This is a genomic window from Azorhizobium oxalatiphilum (assembly GCF_014635325.1).
GTDB classification, from domain to species: domain Bacteria; phylum Pseudomonadota; class Alphaproteobacteria; order Rhizobiales; family Xanthobacteraceae; genus Azorhizobium; species Azorhizobium oxalatiphilum.
Map to the genome: position 1 here is coordinate 174144 of NZ_BMCT01000002.1, position 16678 is coordinate 190821.

The window sequence follows — 16678 nt, forward strand, 5'->3', positions numbered from 1 at the left end:
CCTTGCGGAAGATTACAGGTCGTTTACCTTAACCACAGGTGCGCCGCATTTCCGCCTCGTTTTCCGCACCTCTTGTGTCAAATTCCACGCAGGCATGTACAGTCTGCTTGCCGAGAGAAATCCGCACACGCGCAAGGTTGCGCGGGTTTCGCTGACAGGGACGCCCATGACGCGCGAACAGAAAATCGTCTCCCGGGTACGCGCTGCGCGCGGTGGAATGGGCGTGGCCGCCCTCTGCCTGACGCTGGCGGCGTGCAGCTCGGCGGGCAAGCTCGCCAGCCAGATCGACCCCAAATACGGCGTGTCGGCCAGCCCGCGCGTGGTGGCCGATGGCAATCCGGTGCCGAAGGGCGGCGGCGCCTATCGCGTGGGCAAGCCCTATGTGATCGCCGGCCGTACCTACGTGCCGCAGGAAAACCCGAACTACCACGCCGAGGGCATCGCCTCCTGGTATGGCGACGACTTCCACGGCCGCCTGACCGCCAATGGCGAAGTGTTCGACCGCACCTCCATTTCGGCCGCCCATCCCACGCTGCCCATGCCCAGCTATGTGCGCGTGACCAACATGAACAATGGCCGCTCCATCGTGGTGCGCGTCAATGATCGCGGTCCCTATCACCAGAATCGCGTGATTGACGTCTCCCATCGCACCGCCGATCTGCTGGGCTTCTCGTCCAAGGGCGTGGCCAAGGTGCGGGTCGAGTTCGTGGGCCGCGCGCCCATCGACGGGTCCGACGATCGCAAGCTTGTCGCCTCGCTGACGCAGGACGGCTCGCCGGCCCAGGTGCCGGCCAATTCGGCCGTGCAGGTGGCCTCGGCCGCGCCGTTCGTGCCGAGCCTGCCCATGGTGATGCCCACCAGCGCGCCCGGCGATATTCCCGTGCCGCTGCAGCGTCCCTTCGATCTCGGTCATGCCGAGGCGCCCGAGCAGGTGGCTTCCGCCGCGCCTGCGCCGGTGCGCACTGCTGCCGCCGATCCCATCGAGACCCAGTCCATCCGTCGCCCGGCGACGGTGGCCTCGTCCGCTGTTTCCGCCGCGCCCACCGCGACGGCCGCCATCCACGCTGCCGCTCCGAGCGGCTGGTCCGTCGGACCCGCCCCCGTGTCCGGCATGAGCTTTACGGGCGTCTCGAACTCGGGACGCTGATCTGCGGAACGGGAGTTCCGGGGGGTCGTCCATGACACTGGTTTCGAAGGGCATCGGTTCTATTCGCGCCGATGCCGTTTCGCTTCAAATCCGCCGCCGGCCGTTCGGTCCGGCGGCGTTTTTGTCCCTGCGCGCAGCCATCGGCCACGCGGGCGCTGTGCTGCGGCTTGCCGTGGTGGCAGCCGCCGTGGCCATCACGCCGGCTGCCGCCCAGACCACCTTCCAGACTGCGGCGCCGGAAGCCATGCTGCTGGACTTCGGCAGCGGCACCATCCTGTTCGAGAAGAATGCGGATGGGAAAGTCGCGCCGGGCGGCATCGTCAAGATCATGACCGCCGCCGTGGTGTTCGATCAGATCCGCGCCGGCAAGATCACGCTCGATACGCCCTTCTACGTCAGCGAGAACGCATGGCGGCGCGGCGGCGGGCCTTCGGGCGGCGCGGCCATGTTCGCGGCGGTCAAGAGCCAGGTGCGCGTGGGCGACCTGTTGCAGGGCGCGCTTGTGGTTTCCGGCAATGATGCGGCCATTGCGCTGGCCGAGGGCGTCTCGAACACCGAGGGCGAATTCGCCGTCAAGATGAACGAGAAGGCGGCGGCGCTGGGGCTGACGGGCTCGCAGTTCCGCAACGCCACCGGCTTTGCAGATCCCGAGCAATACACCACCGCCCGCGACATGACGCTGCTGGCCCGTTCCATCATCCGGAGCGAGCCGGACCTCTACAAGATCTTCTCGGTGCCAGCCATCGAGTGGAGCAAGATCAAGCAGCGCAACCGCAATCAGTTGCTGGATGCGGGCGTGGGCGCCGATGGTCTGCATGCCTCCTGGGTGCGCGAGGCCGGTTATCATATGGTGGGCTCGGCGGTGCAGGGCGACCGGCGGCTGATCGCCGTGGTGATGGGCGCCAAGTCCGAGAAGGAGCGGCTTGAGGAAATGCGCCGCCTGCTCGACTGGGGCTTCCATTCCTTCCAGAACCGCCTGCTCTTCGCGGAAAGCGCGGAAGTGGGCCGGGCCAGCGTGTGGGGGGGCGAGACCGGCTCCGTGGGCCTGACCGCACAGGTGCCCTTGTCGCTGCTGATGCCCCGCAACAGCCAGGAGAAGCTGGTGGCGCGGGTGAACTACCAGACCCCGCTGCGCGCGCCGGTGGCGAAGGGGGCCGAAGTCGGCCGCCTCGAATTGACGCGCGGGCAGATGAAGGTGCTGGAAGTACCAGTCTACACCACCGCCGAGGTGCCTGTCGGCACGCTGTGGCAGCGGGCGCTGGACGGCGCCGGCACCATTGCGGGCGACGCCTTCCGCGATCTGACCGCGCAGGTCATGGCGAAGCTGAAGCGATGAACGTTTCGCGGGGACGCTTCATCACCCTTGAGGGGGGTGAAGGTACGGGCAAGTCCACGCAATCCCGCCGTCTGGCGGCGGCGCTGGAGGCGCAAGGGCGCAAGGTGCTGATCACCCGCGAGCCGGGAGGGTCTCCGGGAGCGGAAGCCATCCGCCATGTCATCCTGTCGGGCGCGGCCAGGGCCTATGGGCCTGCCTCCGAGGCGCTGCTGTTCGCGGCGGCCCGCGCCGATCACGTGGATACGGTGATCGCGCCTGCGCTCGCTGCCGGCACGTGGGTGGTTTGTGATCGTTTCATCGATTCCACCCGCGTCTATCAGGGCGTGCTGGGCTCCCTGTCCGGCGATCTGCTCGATAGTCTGGAGGGTGTGGCCGTGGGCGAGACGCGCCCCGATCTCACCCTGATGCTGGATGTGCCGCCCGAGGTCGGCCTCGCCCGTGCCGCGGCACGGGGGGAGGCGGCAGACCGCTTCGAGAGCGAGGGGCTTGCCTTCCACGCCAAGGTGCGGGATGCCTTCCTCGCGCTGGCCAAGGCCGAGCCGGATCGCTGCGTGGTGGTGGATGCCACGGTGCCGCCGGACAAGGTGGCGGAACGCATCTGGGAGACTGTGGTGTCCCATCTGTCGCCGGCCGCCCGCACCCGTCGCTCGACGCGGCGGAAGAAGTCGAGCTGAGCGTGCGGCGCGTCATCAATCGAGTAGGGAACAGGGCGTTTGGCGCGAGCTTCTGCTGACAAGGAACTGACCGAGGGGCCGGAAGGCGACATTCTGCCCGGCGCGCCGCATCCGCGCCGGCAGGACCGCCTGTTCGGCCATGCGGCCGTGGAAGCGGACCTGATCGCCGAATGGCGCGCGGGTCGTTTGCCGCACGGGCTGCTGATCGGCGGGCCCGAAGGCATCGGCAAGGCGACACTGGCCTATCGTATCGCGCGCTTCGTGCTGGCCGGTGGCGAGGTTCCCACCACCCAGCACGCCTTCGATGTGCCGGGCAGTCATCCCGTCGCGCGGCAGGTGGCGGCGCTGACCCATCCGGATCTGCTGGTGCTGCGCCGTGTGCCGGAGCCGGGCGAGGAGAAGATCCCCACCGTCATTCCCGCCGAGATGGTGCGTAAGGTACGCGCCTTCTTCGGTGCCACGGCGGGCTCGGGTGGATGGCGTGTGTGCATCGTGGATGCGGTGGACGATCTGAACGCCTTCGGTGCCAATGCGCTGCTGAAGACGCTGGAGGAGCCGCCGCCGCGCGCGTTGTTCCTGCTCATCACCCATGCGCCCGGCCGCGTGCTGCCCACCATCCGCTCGCGCACCCGCAAGGTGCTGCTGAAACCGCTTGGTGGAGCCGAGGTGCTGGCGGCGCTCGATCATCTGGCCCCCGAGCTGGGCCTTGAACCCGATGCGCTGCCCGCAGCGGCTGCGGCCAGCGGGGGCAGTGTCCGCCGGGCCATCGTTCTGGCGCGCGGGGAAGGCATGGAGGTCCGCGGCGCCACGCTGCGGGCGCTGGAGCAACTGCCCGATCCCCGCATGGAGGAACTGCACGCGCTCGGCGCCCGATTGCAGGGCGACCGGGGCGACGGGCTCGATCTGTTTCTGGAAGCGGTCAGCGACTGGATCGCGGCCGAGGCCACCAGCGGTGCGGCATCGGGCCGCCGCCTTGTCCGGCTGGGCGAGGTGTGGGAGAACGTGCAGCGAAACGGAGCGGCGGCCGACACTTACAATCTCGACCGCAAGGCTCTGGTCTTTCGCATTTTCTCCGAGCTGGCGGAGGCCGCGCGCGCGTAAGCGTTCGGTCCGGCCGCGCTTCCCTCGGCCCATTTGTCCGGACGCCAGATGTCAGCCAAGACGCCCTTCTACATCACCACCGCCATCGCCTATCCCAACGGCGTGCCGCACATGGGCCATGCCTATGAGGCGATCGCGACCGACTGCATCGCCCGCTTCAAGCGGCTGGATGGCTATGATGTGCGCTTCCTGACCGGCACCGACGAGCACGGCATCAAGATGCTGCAGACGGCGCAGAAGGCCGGCATCACGCCCGCCGAACTGCTGGACCGCAACGTGCCTGCCTTCAAGGCCATGGGGCCGGCGTTCAACCTCTCCAACGACGACTTCATCCGCACCACGGAAGAGCGGCACATCAAGTCGTCGCAGGCGATCTGGGAGCGGATGGCGGCGAACGGGGACATCTACAAGTCCACCTATTCCGGCTGGTATTCCGTCCGGGACGAGGCCTATTACGCCGAAGACGAGACGACGGTAAACGACCAGAACGTCCGTCTCGGCCCGCAGGGCACGCCGGTGGAGTGGGTGGAGGAGGAGAGCTATTTCTTCCGCCTCTCCGCCTATCAGCAGAAGCTGCTCGACTTCTATGCGGCCAACCCCGGCTTCATCATGCCGGAGGCGCGCCGCAACGAGGTGGTGAGCTTCGTGTCTGGCGGTCTGCAGGATCTCTCCATCTCGCGCACCACCTTCGACTGGGGCATCCCGGTGCCCGGTGATCCGGCGCACATCATGTATGTGTGGGTGGACGCGCTGACCAACTACATCACCGCGCTCGGCTATCCCGATCAGGACGCCGAGCTGTTCAAGAAATTCTGGCCGGCTGACTTGCACGTCATCGGCAAGGACATCATCCGCTTCCATGCGGTCTACTGGCCTGCTTTCCTGTGGTCGGCGGGGCTGGAGCCGCCCAAGCGCGTGTTCGGCCACGGCTTCCTGTTCAACCGCGGGGAGAAGATGTCGAAGTCGGTGGGCAACGTGGTCGATCCGTTCGGCCTCGTTGAGACCTATGGCGTCGATGCCACGCGCTATTTCTTCCTGCGCGAGGTCTCCTTCGGGCAGGACGGCTCGTACAGCCACGAGGCGATCGTGAACCGCATGAATGCGGACCTCGCCAACGACCTCGGCAACCTTGCCCAGCGTTCGCTGTCCATGATCTCGAAGAATCTGGATGGCATGGTGCCCACCCCGGGCCCGCTGTCTCCGGAGGACGAGGCCATCCTCGCTCTTGCCGACGGCATGCTGGCCAAGGCCCGCGAGGCCATGGAAAGTCAGGCGATCCATCAGTATCTGGCAGCGGTCTGGGCCGTGGTGGCGGAGGCCAACCGCTATTTCGCGGCGCAGGCGCCGTGGGCGCTGCGCAAGACCGATCCGGCGCGCATGGAAACCGTGCTCTGGACCACGGCCGAAGTGATCCGGCAGGTGGCGATCCTCGCCCAGCCGGTGATGCCGGAAAGCGCGGGCAAGATGCTGGACCTGATCCTCGTGCCGGAGGCCGAGCGCGGCTTCCACACGCTGGGTGGCGGCTTCCGCTTGCAGGGCGGGCTTCAGATCCCGGCTCCTGTCGGCGTGTTCCCGCGCTATGTGGAGCCCGAGGCGCCGGCCGCCGGCTGAGATCCAATGCCTGAGAAAAGAAGAGCCGGGAGATGCACATCTCCCGGCTTTTTGCTGTCCGCTTCAGCCGCGCGCGAAGGCGGCCGCCGCCTCCACATGCAGCGCCGTGGTGTCGAAGACCGGGAAGCCGGGCAGATCATCCTGGCCGATCAGCAGGAAGATTTCCGTGCAGCCGAGGATGACGCCTTGCGCGCCCTCCACCCGCAAGCCTTGCACCACCCGCAGATATTCGCGCTTCGAGTCCTCCCGCAGGTCGCGCCGGACCAGTTCCTCGAAGATGATGCGGTCAATGATGCTCTTGTCCGCGTCATCGGGCGACACCAGCTCGATGCCGAAGCGGGTGCGGAAGCGCTCCCGGAGGTCTTCGGACTGCATCACCGGCATGGTGCCGAGGAGGCCGACCTTGCGCAGTCCCGCCCGTTGGATCGCCTCGGCGGTGGGATCGGCGATGTGGATGAAGGGCGTCGTTCGCCCGGCCATGATGGGCTCCACCACCCGATGCATGGTGTTGGACACACACAGGATCAGATCCACGCCCGCCCGCTCCAGTCGCTCCACCTTCTCCTGAAGATAGGCGCGGGCCTCATCCCACAGGCCCCGGCGGACGAAATATTCGATGTTTCCGAAGTTCACCGAGACGATGATGATCTCGCCATTGTCCCAGCCCCCCAGCTCACCGTTCAGGCGTTCGTTGAGCAACCGATAATATTCGCCGGTGGCCTGATTGCTCATGCCGCCGAGGATGCCGATGGTCTTCTGCGGCAGGGGGCGTTGTAGCGTCGTCCGGTTCATGGTGCTGGAGATCTGTCCGTTGAGAAATGCGCGCCCATGGTGACGGCTCACCGGTGCCAATGATTGGAAAAACCTGCGCATCACCGCCGGACGGGATATGGTCGCAGGATGGCGATCAGGCGTGACAGGATGACGTTGTGGCGGGAGGCCGACCTGCCGGATGGGCTGGAGATTCTGCGCGCCTCCTGTTTCGATCATCGCTATCCCGCGCATTTCCACGATGAATTCGTCTTCGCCGCCTTCGCGCGCGGGGCGCAACGACATCGCATCGCGCGCTTCGAGGGCGTGGCGGAGGCTGGCACGCTGATGGTCATTCCGCCGGGCGAGGTGCATACGGGGGAGGCTGTGGAGCGCAGCAGGGGATGGGACTATTGCGCCTTCTATCCTTCGGCCCGCTTCGTGGAGGCCATCGCCGACGAGGTGCTGGGCGGCAGCGGGCCGGTGGATTTTCAGGGCGAAGTGCTGCGACATGATCCGGAGCTGGCCCGACATCTGCTGGAGGCCAGTGCAGCCATCGGCGCGTCAGGAGATGTGCTGACGCGGCAGTGTGCGGCCTATGCGGCCTTCGGCGCCGTGATCGCGCGTTATGGCGAGCGCCCCTCGGGTCGCCGGCGGGCGGAAGCGGCGGACACGGCCATGGGACAAGCGATCGCCTTTCTGGAGGCGCACCATGGCGAGCCCATCGGCGTGAATGCGGTCGCGGAAACGGTTGGGCTGAGCCCATATCACTTCATGCGCTCGTTCCGCGCGAAGACGGGCCTGTCCGTTCATCGCTATCTGACGCAGATCCGGCTCAATCACGCCAAGGCGCTGTTGCTGCGAGGCGAAAGCGCGGCCGAGGTTGCGCTCGGCGCGGGCTTCTTCGACCAGAGCCATCTCATCAACCAGTTCCGGGCGCAGTTCGGCGTGACGCCGGGCGCTTTCGTTGCCGCCAGCCGGTAGGGCGTTTCATTGTTTCATGGAAACACTGAAACGCTCCAACGTATTGATAGAGAATGTTTTTCGGCTTGGATGCGGAGCAATCAAAGCCGAACATGCTCCAGGGCCGTCAGCGGACGCGTCGGCCGAGGGTGCGTTCCGCCAACAGCACGGTGGCGGTGGCCAGCAGCACCTTCACCACCGAGCCGGGGAGGAAGGGAATGAGACCCTTCTGGAGGGCGACGGCGGTACCGATCTTGGACGCCAGCCAGCCCACGCCGAAGGTAAGCAGCACCGCATGGCCGAGCGCCATGATGCCGATCCACGCCAGGATGGTGCGGCGGCCGGCACGCTCCGCCAGCCAGCCGACCACGAGGGCGGCAATCAGGAAGCCCACCAGATAGCCGCCGGTGGGGCCGGTGAGCACGGCGAGCCCGCCCTTGGCGCCGGAGAAGACCGGCGCGCCCAGAAGGCCGACCACCAGATAGCCACCGACGATCTCGCCCGCGAGCCGCCAGCCGGCGAGCGCCGCCAGCGTCACCAGCGCGTAGCTCTGCAAGGTCATGGGCACCGGCACCATGGGCACGCTCGCCTGCGCGCTGGCTGCCATGACGGCCGCACCCAGCACCACGAGGGCGAGCCGCCAGACCAGCGAGCGATCGGCGAGGCGGGCGAGGGGGGCGGCGTGCATCCGGCGTCTCCTGAGGATCTTGTTATGCCGCTTCCTATCGGGGGAAAGGCCTATCGACGCAAGGGTAGCGCTTCCGTTCGAGCGCTCACGCCTCGACGGGCCGGCCGGCAGCGCCTATGTGAGGGGCAATCCTTTTCGCCTCAGGTGCCGCGTTTCCCATGCTTGTCGACAGCCACTGCCATCTTGATTTTCCCGATTTCGCCGCGGAACTGCCGGATGTGATCGCCCGCGCCAATGCGGCTGGTGTGACGCATTTCGTCACCATTTCAACGCGGGTGAAGCGGTTTGCCGAGATCCTGGCGATCGCGGAGCGATTCCCGCAGGTGAGCTGCTCGGTGGGCACCCATCCCCATCAGGCTCATGAGGAACTGGACATCACCACGGAAGATCTGGTGCGCCTGTCCGCCCACCCCAAGGTGGTGGCCATCGGCGAGGTGGGGCTCGACTATCATTATGACAACAGCCCGCGTGAGGCGCAGGCGTACGGCTTCCACACCCACATCGCTGCCGCACGCGAGACCGGCCTGCCGCTGGTGATCCACGCCCGCGAGGCTGATGACGACGTGGCCGCCATTCTGGAAGCCGAGAGCGCCAGGGGCGCTTTTCCTTTCCTGCTGCATTGCTACACGGGCGGCGCGGACCTCGCGCAGCGGGCGATTGCGCTCGGTGGCTATGTGTCCTTCTCCGGCGTCATCACCTTCAAGAAGAGCGAGGAACTCCGCGCGCTCGCCGCCAGCCTGCCGGAGGACCGGCTGCTGGTGGAGACGGACGCCCCCTTCCTCGCCCCCATGCCCCATCGCGGCAAGCGCAACGAACCCGCCTTCGTGCGCAACACCGCCACCGTGCTGGCCGAGACGCGGGGCGTGAGCCTTGAGGAGATCGCGGCGCGCACCACCGAGAATTTCTATAGGCTGTTCTCGAAAGCCGCCCGGACCTGAGACCGGGCACGGCCCGAAGACGGCGCCAAGCCGCGCGGGCGAGGAGACGCACAAGGAGAGTGGGCTTGGATCACGATCACTACGCCGACGCCTATATCCGCAGCATCCTGAGCGAGGTGAAGACCATCGCCATCGTGGGGGCGAGCGCCAATGCCGCCCGCCCGTCCTTCTTCGTCACCAAATATCTGGCCGAGCGCGGCTTCAAGGTGTTCCCGGTCAATCCGGGGCAGGCGGGCAAGGAGATCGCCGGCCTGCTTACCTATGCCACGCTGAAGGACATTCCCGAGCCCATCGACATGGTGGACATCTTCCGCGCCTCCGAGCATGTGCCGCAGGTCGTGGATGACGCGCTGGCGCTCTCGCCGCTGCCCAAGGTGATCTGGATGCAGCTCACCGTGCGCAATGACGAGGCCGCCTCGAAAGCCGAGGCGGCGGGACTCAAGGTGGTGATGAACCGCTGCCCCAAGATCGAATATGCCCGTCTCTCCGGTGAGATCGGCTGGACCGGGGTGAACAGCCGGACCATCTCCTCCAAGCGGCCGCTGAGGCTGGGGCAGGGCGTGCAGCGCCTGTCCCTCGATCGGTCCGGCTGGAAGAAGTAGCTCCAGTTTCGGAGAATTCCACAATCAACATGCCGCACGCGGGTTGGCTGGATATCCACCCCGCATGACTGCATGATGCGTGTGACGCGGTAGCCGAACGAGCTTTCGCGCGGAGGAATTCTGCCGGCTGTCCGCGCCCTCCGGTGCGTGCCCCGGCGGCAAGGAGAGACGCTTATGAGCGACCACACCCCCGGCTTTTCCACCCTCGCCATCCATGCCGGCGCGCAGCCCGACCCGACCACGGGAGCGCGGGCGACGCCCATCTATCAGACGACCTCCTTCGTCTTCGACGATGTGGACCATGCGGCGGCGCTGTTCGGCCTGCAGACCTTTGGCAACATCTACACCCGCATCGGCAATCCCACCGTTTCGGTGCTGGAAGAGCGGGTGGCGGCACTGGAGGGCGGCACGGCGGCGCTGGGTGTGGCCTCCGGCCATGCGGCCCAGCATCTGGTGTTCCACACGCTGCTGGAGCCGGGCGATGAGTTCATCGCCTCCCGCAAGCTCTATGGCGGCTCCATCAACCAGTTCAACCATGCCTTCAAGAGCTATGGCTGGAACGTGGTGTGGGCGGATCCGGACGACATCTCCAGCTTCGAAGCCGCGGTGACGCCGAAGACCAAGGCCATCTTCGTGGAGAGCATCGCCAATCCGGGCGGCATCGTCACGGATCTGAAGGCCATTTCGGCGGTGGCGAAGAAGGCGGGCGTGCCGCTGATCGTGGATAACACGCTGGCCACGCCCTATCTGTGGCGCCCCTTCGAGCATGGCGCCGATATCGTCATCCATTCCGCCACCAAGTTCCTTGGCGGCCATGGCAATTCCATCGGCGGCGTGATCGTGGACGGCGGCACGTTCGACTGGACGGCCTCGGGGCGATATCCCTTCCTCACCAAGCCGCGCCCGGAATATCAGGGCATCGTGCTGCACGAGACGTTCGGCAATTTCGCCTTCGCCATCGCCTGCCGCGTGCTCGGCCTGCGCGATCTCGGCCCGGCGCTGTCGCCCTTCAACGCCTTCCTGATCCTCACCGGCATCGAGACGCTGGGTTTGCGCGTGCAGAAGCATTCGGACAATGCGCTGGAGGTGGCGAAATTCCTCAGCCAGCATCCGGCGGTGGCAGGAGTCAATTACGCCGGCCTGCCCGGCGACCGTTACTACGACCTTGCCAAGACCTATCTGCCCAAGGGGGCGGGCGCGGTGTTCACCTTCCGGCTGAAGGGCGGCTATGAGGCGGGCGTGAGCCTTGTCTCCAACGTGGAGCTGTTCTCGCATCTGGCGAATATCGGCGACACCCGCTCGCTGATCATCCATCCCGCCTCCACCACCCATCGTCAGCTCTCCGACGAGCAGAAGACGCTGGCCGGCGCCGGGCCGGAGGTGGTGCGTCTGTCCATCGGCATCGAGGATGCCGCCGACATCATCGCCGATCTCGATCAGGCGCTCGCCAAGCTCTGATTGGAAGCGGAGATCCGTTGAAGTGTGAGAGGCGGATTCACGGATCAGATTGATGCAATCTGATCCGATCCGGCTCTCAGACGGCCATTGCCGTCCCCATGCACCTCGCGGCTCAGCGCCAGCCAGGCGCGGGCCGCGTGGGACAGGTAGCCGCCGCGCCGCCAGACCAGCGCCATGTGCCAGCTGGTTGCCGGCTCGTCCAGAAGCACACGGGCGACGCCGGGATGCTGGCGCTGGGCGGCGATCATGCGCGGCAGGAAAGCCACGCCCATGCCGGCCGCCACCAGACCCACGAGGAAGTCGATCTGGCCACTGCGCGCGACAATGGCGGGATGGACGCCGCGCTGCTGCCATGCCTCGCGCAGCACCTTGTTGAGGGCAAAGCCTTCCTCGAACAGCAGGAGGGGCGAGTCCGCGAGCGAGATGAAATCGCAGGAGGCGGCGAGGGCGAGCGGATGGGCCGCCGGCAAGAGCGCCATCAGCGGCTCAGCGTGCACGGACTGCCACTCGAAATCCTCCGCCACCGGCAGCAGGGAGCCGGCCAGGTCCAGTTCGCCGGTGAGGATCATCTCCTCCAGCCGGGCGCTGCCGTGCTCCACGAGCTGGATCTCGATGCCGGGATAACGACTGCGATAGAGGGCGAACAGCGGCGCGAACAGCGTGTCCGAGCCCAGCGGCGGCAGGCCGAGGCGCAGGCTGCCGCGCTTGAGGCCGCGCAATTCACCCAGCTCGGCCACGAGGTCGTCGCGCTCTGCCAGCATGGTGAGGGCACGGCGATAAACGATCTCGCCCGCCGCCGTCAGCTTGCTCTTGTGGCCGACGCGGTCGAGGAGGGGGACGCCAAGCTCCTCCTCCAGCTGCTTCACCGCTTTGCTGATGGTGCTCTGAGTGGCGAACACGGCCTTGGCGGCCTGCGAGAAGCCGCCCTGCCGCACCACCTCGACGAAGGCGCGAAGGGTTCGTAATTCCATTACTATTCCATATGCGACTTATCTAAATTCCGCCAATTCATTTTACGCATACTGCGATGCAGCGTAATGATATGGGCAAGCCGGAGTCGCCGGCACCTTCCAGCATTTCCAAAGCATCGCCATGATCCAGCGCTCCTTCTCCCTCCTCACCATGTTGCGCCGCACACGTCTGGCGCAGGTGGTCCTGCTCGCCATCGTCTGGTTCGTCAGCGATCTGGCGGTGCGCGCCTTCGACCTGCCGCTGCCGGCGGGCGTGATCGGCATGGTCGCGGTTCTGGCGCTGCTGGGTTCCGGCGTGCTGAAGGTTCATTCGGTCTCGGGTGGGGCCAAATGGCTGCTGGCGGAAATGCTGCTGTTCTTCGTGCCGTCGGTTCTGGCGGTGCTGGATCACTCGGAATTCCTCGGGGCCGTCGGCCTCAAGATCGCGGCGGTGATCGTGGTGGGCACGGTCCTCGTGATGGCCTCCACGGCGCTGACCGTGGACCTGTGCTACCGCTGGAGAGCCCGCCATGCCTGACGCCATGCAAGGCGTGCTGACCGCGCTGTTCTGGTCGGTCATCACCATCGGCTGCTATGTGCTGGCGCGGATCATCGCCAAGCGGTTTCCGGCCTGGTGGTCCTCTCCGCTGCTGCTGGCCCCGATCATGGTGGGGGCGATCATCCTCCTGCTGCATGCGGGCTATGCCTCCTACATCAAGGGCACCCACTGGCTGGCGCTGATGATGGGGCCGGCGACGGTGGCCTTCGCCATCCCGCTCTATGAGCATCGTGAGACCATCAAGCGCCATTGGCCGGTTCTGCTGGCAGGTGTCGCCATCGGCAGCACCACGGCCATCGGCACCGCCTTCGCGCTGGCCTATTACCTCGACATCCCGGCGGCTCTGCGCACCAGCCTGCTGCCGCGTTCCACCTCCACGCCCTTCGCCATGGCGGTGTCCAGCGATCTGGGCGGCATGCCGGAATTGACCGCTGTGTTCGTCATCATCACCGGCGTGACCGGGGCGGCGTTCGGCGAGTTTATGCTGCGGGTGATGCCGCTGCGCTCTTCACTGGCGCGGGGTGCCTTCCTGGGCATGGGCGCCCACGGTGCGGGTGTCGCCAAGGCCCACCAGATCGGCGCCGAGGAGGGCTCCATCGCCGGCCTCGTGATGATCCTCGCCGGCTGCTTCAACCTGATGATGGCCCCGGTGGTCGCGCTGATGATGACCTGATCCCGAAAGCGGGAAAGGGCGAGCAAACGAAAACAGGCGGTCCCAGCGGGACCGCCTGTTTTCGTTCGGATGGCGGGTGCGCCCGTTGCCTGGAGCGTTTCCGTGTTTCATGGAAACGCAGAAACACTCCAACTCATTGATAGAGAACGTATTGTCGCTTGAATTGCAAAGCAATCCAAGCCGGACATGCTCTAGGCCAGGGCGGGGACAGGCGCTTGCGCGCGGGCCACATCGCTGGCGTGGACGGTCGCCACGATGAGCACCACGGCAGCGCCGAACTGGTGGGCAAGGGCGATGTCCAGCGGCACCATGTGGATGAGCGTCAGCACGCCCAGTGTCGCCTGACCCGCGATGAGGGCGAACAGGATCCACGCTCCGCGCCCCGCCGGGCCGCCGATGCGGCCGGCATCCAGAGCGTGCAGCGCCGCTACGGCGAACAGCGTATAGGCGATCATCCGGTGCACAAACTGCACCGTCATGACGTTCTCGAACAGGTTGCGCCACGCCGGCTCCATGGCCCCGAGTTGGGAGGCATGGGGGATGAAGCGCCCGTCCATCAGCGGCCAGGTGTTGAAGGTCAGCCCTGCATCCAGCCCGGCCACCAGTCCGCCGGCGAAGATCTGCAACAGCACGAGGCCCACCAGCACATAGGCACCGGCGCGCACGCGGCCGGGCACCGCCTGCCGCGCCCGTGCGGTGAGCCCGCGCGCTACCCACACCGTGGCGGCGAGAATGATGCAGGCCAGCGTGAGATGGATGGCGAGGCGATACTGGCTCACGGAGGTGCGCTGGGTGAGGCCGGAGGCCACCATCCACCAGCCCACAGCGCCTTGCAGGCCGCCCAGCACGAACAGGGCAAGGCAACGGGCAAGGAGGGCGCCGCGCAGCACGCCGCGCACGGCGAACCAGACGAAGGGCAGGAAGAAGGCAAAGCCGATGATACGGCCCAGCAGCCGATGGCCCCACTCCCACCAGAAGATGCGCTTGAAGCCTTCCAGCCCCATGCCCTTGTTGAGGATCTCGTACTGGGGAATGGTCTTGTACTTCTCGAATTCCGCCTGCCATGCGGCCTCCGAGAGTGGCGGCAGGGTGCCGGTGACGGGCTTCCATTCGGTGATGGAAAGCCCCGACTCGGTGAGGCGCGTGGCGCCGCCCACTACCACCATGAGCACGATCAGGGCCGAAACCGCATAGAGCCAGAGGCGAACCGCGCGATGGCCCGTGACGGTCGGCGGGTGCGCCGCGTCCATGACGGAAATCCCCTGCGCCTGCGACATCACTCCATGCTCCTGCATCTGCCCTCCCGGCGCGATCCGTTATAGACCGGAACATGGCCGTGCAAGGCATGCCGTCGCGGGGAGCGTGCACCTGTGCGTGACGGAAAGCAGCAGCGGGGGCGGGCGGAGCGCTTCCTGAAGTTGGGAATCAGGTGAATGTTCGCCGACAAGCTGTTGATGTGTCGGGGTAACTCTTGTTTTAAAGTGATGATTCAACAGGGAGGGCGCATGCGCCAGCGGGTGCGAAAGCTGATCGGCACGGTGCTCATGCTGGTGCTGGTGGTGGTCTGGGCTGTCAGCGCCATGGCGCTGGCGCAGGGCCGTGTCACCGATCTGCCCTGGGCATGGCAGACGGTGTGCTACGTGCTGCTGGGCATTGCCTGGGTGCTGCCGGCCATGGTGCTCATCCGCTGGATGGAGCGGCCCGACCGGAAGGTCTGATCCTCAGGCCGCGTGAGACGCCGGCTGTTGGACAGGTGTCATAAGGCTCGGCACCGGCAGGGCCAGAGCGGCGTCCGTCTCGGGCGCCGTGTCTGCCTCGCGCGCGTCATCGGCGAAGTTCAGCGGGAGCATCACCACCCGGGCAAAACCCTTGGCGGCGAGCCCGTCATAAGCCTCCACCGCGCCAGTGGTGTCTTCATGCAGGGCGATGAGCAGCGGCGAGAGCGCCGCCAGCCGTTCAGCCCCCGGCGTGCCGGCAAGGCCCGGCGCGGCGACGATGACGCGGCTGTAGGTCTGGCGCAGGGCCTGCAGGATCAGCGTCAGGCGCTCCGCATTCACCACGCTGGCACCGCTGCGATTGTCGCGGCCCGGCGGGATGAGGTGGGCGCGGGACGCGACGTCGCGATGGATGCATTCGCTGAAGCTTGCCACGCCGAACAGCAACTCAGCCATGCCCGGCGCACGCGGATCGAGGGTGAGGCGAGACAGGATGGAGGCTTCGCCGTCCAGCGCCACGAACACCACCTGATCCTCGCTGTCGGCCAGCCGCCGGGCCAGCATGAGGCTGCAGGCGGCGGACTCGTCCGGCAGATCGCCCGAGGTGAGAATGACGAGATCACTCTTCTCTGCCGAGCCGACCGTATCCATGAGCCGGTCCACGGCCGCATCGGGCGCGAGGCTTCCCCCCGCCGTCGAGCGCAGCCAGGAGACGCGACGATCGCTGGGGCATTCCTGCGGCAGCGCATTGTGCACCACGGCGCCGGTCAGCCGCGCGGGGCGGCGGCGCAGATGCAGCGTGGTGGCTGCGGCAAGGCCGGCAGCAATCGCGAGCAGCACCAGCGCGCCCGTGGAAGGCAGGTCGGGCATGCGGGCACTGCTGGCAGGGCTGGCCAGCCGCAGGGTGGGGGCCGGGTCGCGCGGGGCATCGGCGCCTTCGCGCACGCTGGCGTCCAGCGTCAGCAACGCGCCGGCATAGGCATTTGCGACCCGCCGGGCGCGGGCGGCATCCGGCAGGGACACGGCGATATCCAGCGCGCGGCCGTTCTGCTGCGCGCTCACGGCCAGCGCTTCAGCCAGCGTGCGGGCGGCGCGGTTCATGAGCGCCGCCTCGTCGCCGTCCGGCCGACGCCAGAGGGAGGTGAGCAGGGGTGTCGATTGGGCGGCCAGCGCCTTGGTGTCGACGGGGCCGAGTGCGCGGGCGACCTCGAAGGCCAGTTCGCGGGAGGACAGCAACTGGATATTGCCCCGCACCACCGCCGGGGCGGGCTGCGTCGCCATCTCGAAGCTCAACTCCGCATGGGAGGTGTAGCGCAGCGGCAGGCAGAGAACGAGCGCCAGCAGGCCGACGAGAAGCCAGGCAAGCGCGGGTCCGCGCCGCGCCAGCCACGTCGTCGGCGTGTCGGTGTCCGTCATGGCTGCCTCGAAGGCGAATGTCTGCGCCATCGCTCGCTCTTTCCCAAGCCTTCCGTTTGATTCGAAAGGTTTCAGGACCAGCGTGGCCTCTTATGGT

17 protein-coding genes are annotated in these 16678 nt (G+C 66.8%); 12 read left to right on the top strand and 5 right to left on the bottom strand.

The annotated features are described in order from the left end of the window. The first annotated feature begins 217 nt into the window (after window positions 1-217). The 5 genes from IEW24_RS09325 to metG are packed head-to-tail and all read left to right on the top strand — an operon-like array spanning window position 218 to window position 5869. Window positions 218-1147, top strand: a complete 930-nt coding sequence (locus tag IEW24_RS09325; RefSeq protein WP_188578789.1) for a septal ring lytic transglycosylase RlpA family protein — start codon at window positions 218-220, stop codon at window positions 1145-1147. Window positions 1148-1178: 31 nt separating this feature from the next. Further along, window positions 1179-2483: a D-alanyl-D-alanine carboxypeptidase family protein gene (locus tag IEW24_RS09330; RefSeq protein WP_188577773.1), complete on the top strand. Its 1305-nt coding sequence runs from the start codon at window positions 1179-1181 to the stop codon at window positions 2481-2483. Beyond that, on the top strand, window positions 2480-3157 hold the full coding sequence (gene tmk, locus IEW24_RS09335; protein WP_188577775.1) for a dTMP kinase: 678 nt from the start codon (window positions 2480-2482) through the stop codon (window positions 3155-3157). Before IEW24_RS09330 ends, tmk begins: the two co-directional genes overlap by 4 nt. A 39-nt stretch (window positions 3158-3196) precedes the next feature. Continuing rightward, window positions 3197-4258, top strand: coding sequence for a DNA polymerase III subunit delta' (locus tag IEW24_RS09340; protein WP_244644276.1), 1062 nt, complete (start codon window positions 3197-3199; stop codon window positions 4256-4258). Between the two features lie 48 nt (window positions 4259-4306). Continuing rightward, entirely contained in the window at window positions 4307-5869 is a 1563-nt protein-coding gene (gene metG, locus IEW24_RS09345; protein ID WP_188577777.1) for a methionine--tRNA ligase, read from the top strand. Between the two features lie 63 nt (window positions 5870-5932). Here the strand turns inward: metG and IEW24_RS09350 are convergent, their stop codons facing one another. Then, window positions 5933-6661 (bottom strand): aspartate/glutamate racemase family protein, encoded by a 729-nt coding sequence (locus IEW24_RS09350; protein ID WP_188577779.1) that lies wholly within the window; start codon window positions 6659-6661, stop codon window positions 5933-5935. Between the two features lie 129 nt (window positions 6662-6790). Between IEW24_RS09350 and IEW24_RS09355 the strand changes: the two genes are divergently transcribed. Beyond that, window positions 6791-7603 (top strand): helix-turn-helix transcriptional regulator, encoded by an 813-nt coding sequence (locus IEW24_RS09355; RefSeq protein ID WP_210324174.1) that lies wholly within the window; start codon window positions 6791-6793, stop codon window positions 7601-7603. A gap of 106 nt (window positions 7604-7709) precedes the next feature. Here IEW24_RS09355 and IEW24_RS09360 read toward each other — a convergent pair whose 3' ends face one another. Continuing rightward, window positions 7710-8270, bottom strand: coding sequence for a biotin transporter BioY (locus IEW24_RS09360; protein WP_188577782.1), 561 nt, complete (start codon window positions 8268-8270; stop codon window positions 7710-7712). A gap of 158 nt (window positions 8271-8428) precedes the next feature. Here IEW24_RS09360 and IEW24_RS09365 point away from each other — a divergent pair, with 158 nt between their 5' ends. From IEW24_RS09365 to IEW24_RS09375, 3 genes are all read left to right on the top strand, one after another. Then, window positions 8429-9208 carry a TatD family hydrolase gene (locus tag IEW24_RS09365; protein WP_188577785.1) on the top strand — a complete coding sequence of 260 codons (780 nt, stop codon included), beginning with the start codon at window positions 8429-8431 and terminating at the stop codon, window positions 9206-9208. A 65-nt stretch (window positions 9209-9273) separates the two neighbouring features. Beyond that, a complete protein-coding gene (locus IEW24_RS09370) occupies window positions 9274-9810 on the top strand; it encodes a CoA-binding protein (RefSeq protein ID WP_188577787.1) in 537 nt (178 codons plus the stop codon). Between the two features lie 174 nt (window positions 9811-9984). Continuing rightward, entirely contained in the window at window positions 9985-11268 is a 1284-nt protein-coding gene (locus IEW24_RS09375) for an O-acetylhomoserine aminocarboxypropyltransferase (protein ID WP_188577789.1), read from the top strand. Window positions 11269-11312: 44 nt separating this feature from the next. On the opposite strand, the gene IEW24_RS09380 is transcribed toward IEW24_RS09375, so the two are convergent. Continuing rightward, the gene (locus IEW24_RS09380) at window positions 11313-12239 is read right to left on the bottom strand and encodes a LysR family transcriptional regulator (RefSeq protein ID WP_188577791.1); all 927 of its coding nucleotides are present in this window, start codon (window positions 12237-12239) and stop codon (window positions 11313-11315) included. 121 nt (window positions 12240-12360) lie between these two features. On the opposite strand from IEW24_RS09380, the gene IEW24_RS09385 reads away from it, so the two are divergent. Together IEW24_RS09385 and IEW24_RS09390 are read left to right on the top strand one after the other, a co-directional pair. After that, on the top strand, window positions 12361-12756 hold the full coding sequence (locus tag IEW24_RS09385) for a CidA/LrgA family protein (protein ID WP_188577792.1): 396 nt from the start codon (window positions 12361-12363) through the stop codon (window positions 12754-12756). Then, window positions 12749-13450 (top strand): LrgB family protein, encoded by a 702-nt coding sequence (locus IEW24_RS09390; protein WP_188577794.1) that lies wholly within the window; start codon window positions 12749-12751, stop codon window positions 13448-13450. Before IEW24_RS09385 ends, IEW24_RS09390 begins: the two co-directional genes overlap by 8 nt. Before the next feature lie 191 nt (window positions 13451-13641). Here the strand turns inward: IEW24_RS09390 and IEW24_RS09395 are convergent, their stop codons facing one another. Beyond that, a complete protein-coding gene (locus tag IEW24_RS09395; protein ID WP_210324185.1) occupies window positions 13642-14700 on the bottom strand; it encodes a COX15/CtaA family protein in 1059 nt (352 codons plus the stop codon). A gap of 255 nt (window positions 14701-14955) precedes the next feature. On the opposite strand from IEW24_RS09395, the gene IEW24_RS09400 reads away from it, so the two are divergent. Continuing rightward, the gene (locus IEW24_RS09400) at window positions 14956-15168 is read left to right on the top strand and encodes a DUF2842 domain-containing protein (RefSeq protein WP_188577796.1); all 213 of its coding nucleotides are present in this window, start codon (window positions 14956-14958) and stop codon (window positions 15166-15168) included. A 3-nt stretch (window positions 15169-15171) separates the two neighbouring features. On the opposite strand, the gene IEW24_RS09405 is transcribed toward IEW24_RS09400, so the two are convergent. Then, the gene (locus IEW24_RS09405; protein ID WP_188577798.1) at window positions 15172-16611 is read right to left on the bottom strand and encodes a hypothetical protein; all 1440 of its coding nucleotides are present in this window, start codon (window positions 16609-16611) and stop codon (window positions 15172-15174) included. Window positions 16612-16678: the final 67 nt, after the last annotated feature.